The sequence below is a fragment of the Micromonospora zingiberis genome (assembly GCF_004331455.1).
Classification (GTDB): Bacteria; Actinomycetota; Actinomycetes; order Mycobacteriales; family Micromonosporaceae; genus Micromonospora; species Micromonospora zingiberis.
Genome location: NZ_SJJR01000002.1, coordinates 255,454 through 267,725, shown reverse-complemented (window position 1 = coordinate 267,725; position 12,272 = coordinate 255,454). Strand labels below are relative to the sequence as shown.

The following is a 12,272-nucleotide window of genomic DNA, read 5'->3' as shown; positions in this document are numbered from 1 at the left end:
GCTCACGACGTCTCGGCGCCGACGGTCCCCCCTGGCCTGCGAGAATAGCGGCCCGATTGACGCGGCACCATGGGACGGACGAACCGTTGGTTCACTCGACTCGTTCGATCACCAACGACGTCGGTGTCGGTGGCCGCTGCTCGATGGTCACCGCCAGCGCAGACTCCGCCAGCGCCGCCGGGATCAGCTCGGCCCGCTCGGCCCGCAGTTCGTAGAGCGGCTCCCCGGCCCGCACCGGGTCACCGGGACGTTTGTGCAGCACCACACCGGCCGGCACACTCACCGGGTCCTCCTTGCGGGCCCGACCCGCGCCGAGACGCCAGGCCGCCACCCCCATGGCGTACGCGTCGACCGCCGCCACGTAGCCGTCCGAGTCCGCGCGGACCACCTCGACCTCGGCCGCCGTCGGCATCGGCGCGTCCGGGTCACCGCCCTGCGCCCGGATCATCGAGCGCCACACGTCCATCGCCCGCCCGTCGCGCAGCGCGGCGGCCGGATCGGCGTCGGTCAGCCCGGCGGCGTCCAGCATCTCCCGGGCCAGTGCCAGGGTCAGCTCCACGACGTCGGCGGGTCCGCCGCCGGCGAGCACCTCGACGGACTCGGTCACCTCGATCCCGTTGCCGATGGTCCGGCCGAGCGGAGTCGACATGTCGGTGAGCAGCGCGACCGTCTTCACCCCGTGGGCGCCGCCCAGCTCCACCATGGTCCGGGCCAGCTCACGGGCATCGTCGATGGACTTCATGAACGCACCGGAGCCGACCTTGACGTCGAGCACCAGCGCGCCGGTGCCCTCGGCGATCTTCTTGCTCATGATCGAACTGGCGATCAACGGGATCGCCTCGACGGTGCCGGTGACGTCACGCAGCGCGTACAGCTTGCGGTCGGCCGGGGCCAGCCCCGACCCGGCGGCGCAGATCACCGCCCCGATGTCGCGCAGCTGCGCGATGAACTCCTGGTTGCTCAGCGCCGCCCGCCAACCGGGAATCGACTCCAGCTTGTCCAGCGTGCCGCCGGTGTGCCCCAGCCCGCGCCCGGACAGCTGCGGCACCGCCGCACCGCACGCGGCCACCAGCGGCGTCAGCGGCAGGGTGATCTTGTCGCCGACCCCACCGGTCGAGTGCTTGTCCACCGTCGGCCGGGCCACGGACGACAGGTCCAGCCGCTCGCCACTGGCGATCATCGCGGCCGTCCAGCGGGCGATCTCCGGCCCGGTCATCCCGTTCAACAGGATCGCCATGGCCAGCGCGGACATCTGCTCGTCGGCCACCACCCCCCGGGTGTACGCATCCACCACCCAGTCGATCTGCGCGTCCGACAGCACCCCCCCATCCCGCTTGACCCGAATAACATCAACCGCCGCAAACCCACTCATCAGAACAATCTTCCTAGTCGTCCGAAACAGCCCACCCGGCCCGCACCCCACCGATCGTCAGCCCATCAGCACCAACCCGAGAGCCAGCCTCCCCGCCGGAACCCGACCCGCGCCCCGCCGCAACGGCCCCGCGGGCAACCCACCTGCGCGACGAGCCCACGGACCGCACCGGCGCGGGCCGGGGCCTGCCGTGCCCGGCGGAGGGATCAAGCCTGACCGCCCGGAGCCGGGTACGGGGCGGGCCCAGACCCCAACCGCAACCACCGCGAACCCGGCAAACTCAACCAGCCCAGCGCACCGGAATCTCCAGCGGCGGCTCGCCCTCGCCAGCCCAGAAGATCGTGCCGGACGCGTCCACCACCACCACCCGAGGCGTCCGCGCCAACCCCCAGCTGATCGCCGCAGCGGAGTCGTCCCAGCTCGGCCCCTCCTCCAGCACCCCGGTCTCGGCACCCGCGTCGTCGCCGGACGAACGTTCCCAGTAGGCCGTCCAGACCTGCTTTCCGGCGGACAGGTCGGGGTGCACGAAGACGGTGCCCCGCCCACGCCAGGCGGCCAGCCGGTCGGGCACCACCGGGACCGGCTGTTCGCCGGTCACCGCCTCGATGTCGGCCACGTCGAAGGCGTGTGGCAGCAGTTCGGCCATTCGCAGTGGGCCCGCCTTGCCCTCGATCAGGCACTCCGGCCCGCCCTGCTCCCAGAGCAGTTGCCGGCAGCGCCCGCACGGCATCAGCGGCTCACCGGTGGCGTCGACACAGGACAGCGCGACGATCCGGCCACCACCGGTGGCGTGCAGCGAGGAGACCACTCCGCACTCGGCGCAGAGCACCACGCCGTACGCGGCGTTCTCGACGTTGCAGCCGACGACCACCCGGCCGTCGTCGACCAGGGCCGCCGCGCCCACCGGGAACTTCGAGTACGGCACGTACGCGTGCCGCATCACTTCGGTGGCGGCGGCCCGCAGCCGCTCCCAGTCGATCTCCATGGTGTGTTCCCCCTGGCTCAGCCCTTGATGTACGGCTTACCGTCGGCGGCCGGCGCCCGGACCCGGCCGACCAGCCCGGCCACGGCCAGGATCGTCGCCAGGTACGGCAGCATGGCCAGGAACTGGCCGGGGATGATGCTGTTGATCGCGCCCAGGTAGGTGGCCAACTGGTCGGCGAAGCCGAAGAAGAGCGCGGCGAGCAGCGCCCCAGTCGGGCTCCACCGGCCGAAGATCAGCGCGGCCAGGGCGATGAAGCCCTTACCGCCGATCATGTTCTTGGTGAACGAGAAGAGGGCCAGCGTGTACGACGCACCGCCGATGCCGGCGACCGCGCCGGCCAGGATCACGTTGCGGTAGCGCAGGCCGAGGACCTTCACGCCGAGGGTGTCCGCTGCCGTCGGGTGCTCACCCACCGAGCGGGTCCGCAGCCCCCACCGGGTACGGAACAGCGCGATGTGGATCACCAGCACCAGCACCAGCGCGAGGTAGAGGAAGATGTTGCCCCGGAACAGCGCCGGTCCCAGCACCGGGATGTCCGACAGCAGCGGGATCTCCCAGTTGCTGAACCGGGGCGCGCTGTTGTAGCGGGCCGCGTCGGTCTGCATCAGCCGCTCGTAGAGGAAGCCGGTGATGCCGAGCGCCAGCAGGTTCAGCACGATGCCCATGACCACCTGGTCGACCAGGTAGCGGATGGAGAAGACGGCCAGCAGCAGCGAGATGAAGGAACCACCGATCGCGGCGGCGAACAGGCCCACCCAGACACTGCCGGAGATGCTGCCGAACAGCGCGCCGCTGAACGCGCCCATCAGCAGTTGTCCCTCGATGGCCACGTTGACCACGCCGGACCGCTCGCAGAGCACGCCGGCCAGCGACCCGAAGATCAGCGGCAGGGCGAGCAGGAAGGTGCCCCGCACGATGTTGACCAGCGGCATGAAGTTCTGCCCGGCCGGCGCGGCGGAGATCTGCCAGCACAGGAAGGAGAGCACGAACGCGACCAGGCCCACGGCGAGCGCCGGGATGAACCAGCGCTTCGGCAGGCCGGCGAGCATGGCCGCGCCTGCGGCCAGGGTGATCAGGCCGAAGATGATCGCCCCGACCGTACCGTTGACCTCCAGCGCGGCCCCGGCGGCGTCCTCGCTGAGCGTGAAGCGGGCCTGCTCGCCGGTGGCGAGCGCCCCGAAGAGCACCGTGGCCAGCAGGCCGAGTGCCAGCAGCACCAGACCGACCTTGCGGGTACGGGTCCAGAAGCCCTCGTCGACCGGCGCGACCGCGACGTCGGGAACAGCCATGGTGGACATGCCTCACCAGCCCTTCGCGAGGCTCGTCTGCAACCGGGCGGCCCGCGCGGCCCGGAGCTGGAAGATCGCCTTCACCAGGGCCGGCGCGGCGATGAAGATGACGATCAGCGCCTGGAGCACGGTGACCAGCTCCAACGAGATCCCGGCGTACGACTGCATCCGGTTGCCGCCGGCCTGCAGGGCCCCGAAGAGCAGGGCGGCCATTGCCACACCCCACGGTTTCACCCGTCCCAACAGGGCGACCAGGATGCCGTCGAAGCCGATCTGGGCGACCACCAGCGGGGTCAGTGCGGCGGCGGTGGTGCCGAGCACCATCTGCGAGCCGCCGAGCCCGGCCAGGGTCCCGGCGAACACCATGATCAGGACGTACGTGCGGGTGACGCTGATGCCCGCGGTGCGTGCCGCGTCCGGGTTGGCCCCCACGGCCCGCAGCTCGAAGCCGAGGGTGGAGCGGTTGAGCAGCCAGGCGACCGCCCAGGTGGCCAGCACGGCCAGCAGGATGCCGGCGTGTGCCCGCAGCCCGTCACCGAACAGGCGGGGTAGCTGGGCGGAGGCGTCCACCGGCCGGCTGATCGCGTCGGTCCGGTTCGGGTCCTGCACCCCGTTCTGCACGATCAGCCAGGTCAGGAAGTAGACCGCGACGTAGTTGAGCATGATCGTGTTGATCACCTCGTGGGCGCCGGTGCGCGCCTTGAGGATGCCCGGGATGAAACCCCAGATGGCCCCGCCGAGCGCGCCGGCCAGCACCGCGACCAGCAGGTGCAGTCCGGGCGGCAGCGGCAGCAGGAAACCGGCCAGGGCGGCCAGGACGACGCCCATGATGGCCTGCCCCTGGGCGCCGATGTTGAACAGACCGCCCCGGAAGGCCAGCGCCACCGACAGGCCGGTGAAGACCAGCGGCGCGGTGTAGGTGAGCGTCTCGGAGATCGGGCTCAGCGCGGCGTTGAGGGTGGTCGCCCCCGGGTCGAAGACCGAGCCCTTGAACAGGTTCGCGTACGCCTCGCTGACCAGCGTCCAGCTGGCGTTGATCGCGTCCGCCGGGCGGGCGGTGAAGTAGGCGTAGGTGGCGAGCACGTCCGGATCAGAGATGATCATCAGGACAGCGCCGACGATCATGGCGAGGACCAGCGACAGCAGGGTCACCGTGAAGGTGTTGGCGGCCCACAGGTTCTCCAGGAACAGCCGCCCCAGGGTGGGGCGCTGCTCGGATGCGGTGGGCGTGGTGGCGGCCTCGGCCCGCTCGGTGTTGCCGAGCGTGGTCTGGGCGGCCTGCTCCTCGCTGGCCGGCTCCTTGTCGGGGGAGCCCGGCTGGGGGTTGTCGGTCATGCCTTCTCGTCCTCGTTGCCTGGCCCAACGGGGCCCGGAGCCACGCCGTCGGTGGTCGCCGTGACGTCGCGGTCGGTGGTCGCGGCCGTGCCGCTGCCGGACACCGCGTCGGCGTCCGTGGTCGCCGCATCGGCGTGGTCGGTGGTGGCCGTCTCGCCGTCCGCGCCGCCCTCGGCGGCCGGGGAGCCGTCCGTCGCGTCGGGGGTGATCCCCGCCATCAGCAGGCCGATCTCCTCACGCGGGGTGTCCGGGCCGACGATGCCGATGATCCGACCCCGGTACATCACCGCGATCCGGTCGGCCAACCCGATCACCTCGTCGAGTTCGCTGGAGACCACGAGTACGGCGGTGCCGATGTCCCGCTCGCGGATGACCCGGCTGTGGATGAACTCGATCGAACCGACGTCGACACCCCGGGTGGGCTGGGCGGCGATGAAGAGCTTCAGTGGCCGGGACAGTTCCCGGGCCACGATCACCTTCTGCTGGTTGCCGCCGGAGAGGGTGCCGACCGGCGCCTGCGCGGAGGAGGTGCGTACGTCGAACTGCTCGATCCGCTCCTGCGCCGACTTGGCGATGGCGTCCGGTTTGATCGACAGACCTCGGCCGAACGGCGGCCGGTCGTAGATGTCCAGCACCAGGTTCTCCGCGACGGAGAACTCCTTGACCAGCCCGTCGACGCTGCGGTCCTCCGGTACGTAGCCGACGCCCGCGCGGAGCACCTTCTTGGTGGACCAGCCATCGACCCGCTGGCCGTCGAGGGTGACCGTGCCGGCGAGCACCGGGCGCAGCCCCATGATCGCCTCGATCAGTTCGGTCTGACCGTTGCCCTGCACGCCCGCGATGCCGAGCACCTCACCCGCGCGTACGGTCAGGTCGACGCCGTCCACCGCGCGGACCTGCCGGTCGTCGTCGACGACCAGGCCGGCGACGTCCAGCACCGGCTCACCCGGGGTGGCCGGGGCCTTGTCCACGGTGAGCCGGACGGTCCGGCCGACCATCAGCGCGGCCAGCTCGTCGCGGCTGGCCTCGGGCGAGGCGGTACCCACGGTCTTGCCACGCCGGATCACGGTGATCCGGTCGGCGATCGCCTTGACCTCGCCGAGCTTGTGGGTGATGAAGACGATCGACTTGCCGGCGGCCTTGAGCGACCGCATCACGGTGAGCAGTTCCTCGGTCTCCTGCGGGGTGAGCACCGCCGTCGGCTCGTCCAGGATCAGCAGGTCCACGTCGCGGGTGAGCGCCTTGACGATCTCCACCCGCTGCTGGATGCCGACCGGCAGGTCCTCGATCACCGCGTCCGGATCGACCCGCAGGTTGTACCGCTGCGAAACCTCGGCGACCTCGCGCCGGGCCCGGCGCCGGTCCAGGAATCCGGCGATGCCGCCGCGCACCTGCTCCGCGCCGAGCATGATGTTCTCGGTGACCGTGAAGACCGGTACGAGCATGAAGTGCTGGTGCACCATGCCGATGCCGGCCGCGATCGCGTCGGAGGGCCCGCGCAGCTTCAGCGGCTTGCCGTCGACCAGGATCTCGCCCTCGTCGGGCTGGTAGAGCCCGTACAGCACGTTCATCAGGGTCGACTTGCCGGCGCCGTTCTCGCCGAGCAGGGCGTGGATCTCTCCAGGCTCCACCGTCAGGTCGATGTGGTCGTTGGCGACCAGATCACCGAACCGCTTGGTGATGCCGCGCAGTTCGAGTCTCAGCGCAACCTCCTGGAGTGCGAAGCGATGGTGCAGCGTAGCTGCTGGCGGGCGGGGTCCGGCTTCTGCCCGACCGGTGGCGCGGATCGGCCGCTCCGGCGCGGCGGGTCTCCCCCGCGCCGGAACGGCCGGATCGTGATGTGGCATGGCTCGCCGGCCGCCTGCGGTGATCGTCTCACCGCGGGCGACCGGCGACGGGTCACTTCGGCTGGGCGGCCGAGGTGACCTTGACGGTGCCGGCGGAGATGTCCGCCTTCAGCTTGTCGACCTCGGCCTTGAGCTCGGCCGGGACCTTGCTGTCGAACTCGTGGTACGGGGCGATCGAGACGCCGTCGTTGGCCAGGACGCCGACGAAGCCCTCCTCGGCGTTGAGCTTCTCGCCACCGGCGGCCTTGAGCACGGCCTCCTTGACGGCGCCCGAGATGTTCTTGACCACGGTGGTGATGATCGCCGAGCAGTCCGGCGTGCTCTCGCAGCCGTCGACGTCCACCCAGATGGTGTTGTACTTGCCACCGGAGGCCTTGGCCGCGCTGGTGGTGCCGAGGCCGGCGCCGCCGGCGACCGGCATGATGATGTCCGCGCCCTGGGCGACCAGCGCGTCGCTGACCTTCTTGCCCTCGTCCTGCTTGACGAAGTCGTTGGTGAAGGAGCCGTTCTGGGTCGCCTTGTTCCAGCCGAGGGCCTGGACGTTCGCGCTCTTGGCCTGGTTGTAGTGCGCCACGCCGTCGACGAAGCCGTCCATGAAGATGGTCACCGGCGGGATCTTCATGCCGCCGTAGGTGCCCACCTTGCCGCTCTCGCTCATCCCGGCCGCCACGTAGCCGGCGAGGAAACCGGCCTGCGCGGTGTCGAACTCCATCGGGAAGACGTTGGCCACGCCCGGGTTGGCGTCGACGATGCCGAACTGCTGGTTCGGGTTCGCCTCGGCGATCTTCTTGGTGGCGTCGCCCATCAGGCCGCCGACGGCCAGGACGAAGTTGCAGTCCTGGTTGACGTACTGGGTGAGGTTCGGCTCGTAGTCCGCCTCGGCCTTGGACGCCACGTACTTGATGTCGATGTTGCTGTTCTCGGCCTTGGCGGCCTCCAGGCCCTTCCAGGCCGAGGCGTTGAACGACTTGTCGTCGATGCCGCCGACGTCGGTGACCATACAAGCGGTGAACTTCTCGCCGCCGGAGCCGGCGTTGTTGTCCTCATCCGGTGCCTCGCCACAGGCGGCGGCGCTCAGCACGAGCCCACCCGCCGCGATGATCGAGGCAATCCGCATCCCACGCACCGAGCGCAAGACGTCTCCCTTCCCATTGCACACCGCGTGGTTGCGGTGGCAGCCCTTGAACCGGCCTGCGCTGTGCCGCCGGCGTCCCACGTTACGGACGCAGAGCGTACGCCCGCGCCCACCTGCCGAACGACAATCGTGCAGGACTGTTGGAGGCCTGTTACCCCTACGTAATGCTCGGGTGGGGCAGATCACTCACAGTGCCGGCAGGCGGGTACGCGAGCGTCCGGAAAGTCCGTTTCCCCGGCGGGCAAACGGCTCTGACGGTCAGCGCCAGAAGACCGCCACGGCGGCGTTGAGCAGGGTCAATCCCACGATGGCGAGGAAGTGCCCCCGGTTGACCTCGGCCCGCTTCCGGGAGAAGAAGACCATTACGAAGATCAGCAGGGCCAACACCAGCTTGGTAACAAGTTTCGCCGGTGCCGGCTCGTCGCCGTCGCGCAGCGGCGCGGACAGCCCGATGCCGGTGAGTAGTTGGATCACCGCGCCCCAGAGCATGGCGGGGTTGATCCGGATCTTGCCGGTCAGGTATTGGGCGATCGCGCCACCGAGCAGCAGCGCGAACCCGATCAGGTGGGCGTAGAGGAGGATGAGTCGAAGTGCTTCCACCCGACCCATCCTGCCTCATCAACGACAGTTTGTAGTAGAGGCCGCCCCGTCAGCCCTTCGTGCCACCTGCGGTCAGGCCGGAAACCAGGTGCTTCTGGGCGAAGAAGAAGACCAGCCCGGCCGGGATGGTGACCAGGACCGCGGCGGCGGTCAGGTACTCCCACTGCGGGTTGAACTGCGGCACGAACTGCTGGAGCCCGTACGCCAGGGTGAACCTGTTGTCGGTCTGGATGAACGCCGACGCGTACGCCACCTCACCCCAGGCGGTGAGGAAGGTGTAGAAGGCGGTGACCGCCACCGCCGGTCGGGCCAGCGGCAGCACCACCTTCCAGAAGGTGGCGAACGGGCCGCAGCCGTCCAACGCCGCCGCCTCGTCCAGCGAGGTCGGGATGGAGTCGAAGTAGCCCTTCAACATCCAGGCGCAGAACGGCACCGCGATGGTCAGGTACGCGACGATCAACGCCGGCATGGTGTTGATCAGGCCGAGTCGGGCCAGGATCGTGTAGATCGGCACGATCAGGATGGCCACCGGGAACATCTGGGTGACCAGGAAGACCATCATCAGCGGTCGCCGGCCCGGGAAGTTGAACCGGGACACCGCGTAGCCGGTGGTGGCCGACAGGAAGATGCCGATCGCCATGGTGAACGCCGCGACGATCACCGAGTTGAGGAACCACCGGGGAAAGTTCGTCTCGGTCAACACGTAGCGGTAGTTGGCCAGGGTGGTGTCCCGGAACAGGGTCAGCTCGCTGCTCTGGATCGCGTACCCGGGTTTCAGCGAGGAGAGCAGCACCCAGACGATCGGGCCGATCGCGATCAGCGAGGCCAGGATCAACGTGCCGTGCAACAGCACCGACATCGCCGGGCTACGCCGGCTGCGTCCGGTCTTCGGCGCCCGTCCCATCACCACACCTCGCCTTGCTTACGCAGCACCCGCCGGTAGAACACCGAGAACACCAGCAGGATCGACAGGATCAGTACGCCGTACGTCGAGGCCAGCGAGTAGTTACGGATGCCCTCGAAGGCGGCGCGGTAGGCACCGGTCACCAGGATCTCGCTTTGCCCGGCCGGCTGGCCCTCGGTCACCAGGAAGATGATCGGGAACATGTTGAACGTCCAGATGGTGCCGAGCAGCACCACCGTCATGCTGACCGGACGCAGTCCGGGCAGGGTGATGTTCTTGAATCGCTGCCAGGCCGAGGCACCGTCGATCTCGGCCGCCTCGTACAGCTCGGACGGGATGGTCTGCATGCCGCCGAGCAGCGCCACCATCATGAACGGCACGCCCAGCCAGATGTTGGTGACGATGGCGGTGAACAGCGCGGTCCACCGGTCGGCGAACCAGGAGACCGGTTCGATGCCGACGGCGGTGAGCAGGGCGTTGGCCAGGCCGAGCCGCTCGTTGAAGATGAACTTCCAGGCGAACGCGCTGACGAAGGCGGGTACCGCCCAGGGCAGCACCAGCAGCACCCGGTACAACCCACGCGCCCGCATCGGGCGGTTGAGCATGCTGGCCAGGCCGAGGCCCAGCCCGAAGTGGCAGGCCACGCAGACGAACGTCCAGATCAGCGTGGTGCCGGTCCACTGCCAGAACTCACCGACCTCGCCGGTGAGCACCCGTACGTAGTTGTCCAGGCCGACGAACTCCCACTTGTTGGGGTTGTCGTTACAGACCTCGCCGCCGGTGATCGACCTGGTGCAGATCTCGGCGACCTGGTTGGCCTCGTTGAGGTTGGTGAAGGAGAGCCAGATCCCGCGGAACAGCGGGTAGAAGATCAGCACCGCCAGGACGACGACGACGGGCAGCACCATCGCCCAGGCGTACCAGTGCTTCTCCCAGCTGCGGCGCAGCCGGGACGGACGAGCGGATCGGCCGGGCCGCGCCGACGACGGCGCCGGATCGGCTGTCACGGTGGACATCAGCTGCACTCCAGAGGAGAGATCCGGCAGGGTCGGTGACCGTCGCGGTCGCCGACCCTGCCGGGGTGCCGAAGGGTCACCGGCGCACGGCCGGTGTCAGGGCGGGTGTCACAGTCCTGGGCCGAGGCCGGGGCGGTGGCCAGGAGGCGGTCCGGCGCGGCGGGAATCGGTCCGGATACCGGCGTCGGACCCGGACCGATCCCCGGGCGGGTCAGAGCCCGTAGTTGGGTACGACCTCGGCCTTGTACTTCTTGGCGACGGCGTCCAGCGCGGCCTTCGGGTCCCGGTTCTGGATCAGCACCTCGGTGGCCATCTGGTCGAGCGGGCCGAAGAACTGGCCGGCCTCGGGGATCCACGGACGGCCCACGGCAGCCTCGTTCACCGCCTGGAACGCGGCCACCACGGCGTTGTTCTTGACCGCGTCCACCTGGTAGGCGGAGGTGCGGGTGGGCAGCAGGCCGAGCTTCTCCGACAGGAACGCCTGCGACTCGGCGGAACTCATGAACTTGACGAACGCGACGGCGGCGTCGACCTTCTCCTGCGGCATGCCGGACCAGATCACGTAGTTGTGGCCGCCGACCGGGCCACCGGCCCGAGCCGAACCGGCCGGCACCGGGGCGATGCCCAGGTTGTCCAGGCCGCCGAAGTCCGGCGCGGACTTTACGTTGTTGACCTCCCACGGCCCGTTGATGATCATGGCGACCTTCTGCTCCTTGAACAGGGTCATCATGGTGCCGTACGAGTCGTTGGCGGACGGCTTGGCGGCGGCGCCGCTGTCGATCAGATCCTTGGCGATCTTCAGCCCGGCGGCGTTCTGGTCCGAGTTGATGACGATCTTCTGGGCGCCGGTGTCGACCAGGTCGCCACCCTCGCCGTACATGAAGGGCAGCAGGAAGTAGCCGGCCGGGTTGACGTACACGCCCTCGGCGCCGGTCTTGTCCTTGATGGTCTGCGACGCGGACTTCAGCTCGGCCCAGGTCTTCGGCGGCTCGCTGATGCCGGCCTTGCCCAGCAGTTCCTTGTTGTACATCAGCGCGAGGCTGTCGGTGACCTGCGGGACGCCGTAGGTCTTGCCGTCGTACTTGTTGGAGGCGAGCGGGGTCTCCAGGAAGTCGGACGCGTCGCTGAGCAGCTCCGAGCCGTCCAGCGCGTAGAGGTATCCGAGCGAGGCGAACTCGGGCACCCAGGCCACCTCGGCCCGCAGGATGTCCGGGGCGCCGGTCTTGGCCTGCGCGGCGGTCTTGAACTTGTTCTGCGCCTCACCGAACGGGACCGACTGGTAGTTGATCTTCACGTTCGGGTAGCTCTGGTTGAACTTGGCGATCAGTTCCTTGAACGCCGGGCCCTCGTTCTGCGGGTCGGAGGTGTCCCACCAGGTCAGTTCTGCGGTGAGGGCGGCGGGGTCGACCTTGGGCTGCTCCTCGGCCGCCTTGTCCTCGCCGCCGCACGCGGCGACGGTGAGGGCGAGGGTGGCGGAGGCGAGTACGGCGATCCCCCTGGCTGTGCGACGCATGTTCGCTCCTAAGTTGCCTGCCGGGTAACGGCGGGACAGTAGCAAGAACTTTCGTAACTCGAAACCCCTTGCGAACACCCCTGCAACAACCGTGCCCCATCCGCAACTCGGCCAGCCGACAACTGCCGCCATCTGGGCATTTCGCCTCGGCGCGGGCCGGTCGCGCCGACCACCAAAGTCACTCTCCGCGAACGCCCACTGCACCCAACGTCCCGCCGTACGCCCGAACGAGCAACCGCGCCCGACGCTCGCTGCTCGATTCTGCAAGTTCTTGCT

Annotated in this window: 10 protein-coding genes; all 10 read right to left on the bottom strand. The window is 69.2% G+C overall.

Annotation, left to right across the window (positions count from 1 at the left end; genetic code table 11):
- Positions 1-91 precede the first annotated feature (91 nt).
- A complete protein-coding gene (locus E0H26_RS04265) occupies positions 92-1,372 on the bottom strand; it encodes a thymidine phosphorylase (RefSeq protein ID WP_131301007.1) in 1,281 nt (426 codons plus the stop codon).
- 280 nt (positions 1,373-1,652) lie between these two features.
- Positions 1,653-2,357 (bottom strand): cytidine deaminase, encoded by a 705-nt coding sequence (locus E0H26_RS04260; RefSeq protein ID WP_131301005.1) that lies wholly within the window; start codon positions 2,355-2,357, stop codon positions 1,653-1,655.
- A 17-nt stretch (positions 2,358-2,374) separates the two neighbouring features.
- On the bottom strand, positions 2,375-3,655 hold the full coding sequence (locus E0H26_RS04255) for an ABC transporter permease (RefSeq protein WP_131301003.1): 1,281 nt from the start codon (positions 3,653-3,655) through the stop codon (positions 2,375-2,377).
- 3 nt (positions 3,656-3,658) lie between these two features.
- Positions 3,659-4,981, bottom strand: coding sequence for an ABC transporter permease (locus tag E0H26_RS04250; RefSeq protein WP_131301001.1), 1,323 nt, complete (start codon positions 4,979-4,981; stop codon positions 3,659-3,661).
- Positions 4,978-6,828, bottom strand: a complete 1,851-nt coding sequence (locus tag E0H26_RS04245; RefSeq protein WP_338106188.1) for an ABC transporter ATP-binding protein — start codon at positions 6,826-6,828, stop codon at positions 4,978-4,980. Before E0H26_RS04245 ends, E0H26_RS04250 begins: the two co-directional genes overlap by 4 nt.
- Positions 6,829-6,880: 52 nt before the next feature.
- Complete coding sequence (locus E0H26_RS04240; RefSeq protein WP_131301444.1) at positions 6,881-7,945, bottom strand: BMP family lipoprotein; 1,065 nt, start codon at positions 7,943-7,945, stop codon at positions 6,881-6,883.
- 276 nt (positions 7,946-8,221) lie between these two features.
- On the bottom strand, positions 8,222-8,563 hold the full coding sequence (locus tag E0H26_RS04235) for a hypothetical protein (RefSeq protein WP_131300999.1): 342 nt from the start codon (positions 8,561-8,563) through the stop codon (positions 8,222-8,224).
- Positions 8,564-8,612: 49 nt separating this feature from the next.
- The gene (locus tag E0H26_RS04230) at positions 8,613-9,467 is read right to left on the bottom strand and encodes a sugar ABC transporter permease (RefSeq protein WP_131300997.1); all 855 of its coding nucleotides are present in this window, start codon (positions 9,465-9,467) and stop codon (positions 8,613-8,615) included.
- Complete coding sequence (locus tag E0H26_RS04225) at positions 9,467-10,483, bottom strand: carbohydrate ABC transporter permease (RefSeq protein WP_131300995.1); 1,017 nt, start codon at positions 10,481-10,483, stop codon at positions 9,467-9,469. Before E0H26_RS04225 ends, E0H26_RS04230 begins: the two co-directional genes overlap by 1 nt.
- Before the next feature lie 211 nt (positions 10,484-10,694).
- On the bottom strand, positions 10,695-11,996 hold the full coding sequence (locus E0H26_RS04220) for an extracellular solute-binding protein (RefSeq protein ID WP_131300993.1): 1,302 nt from the start codon (positions 11,994-11,996) through the stop codon (positions 10,695-10,697).
- Positions 11,997-12,272: the final 276 nt, after the last annotated feature.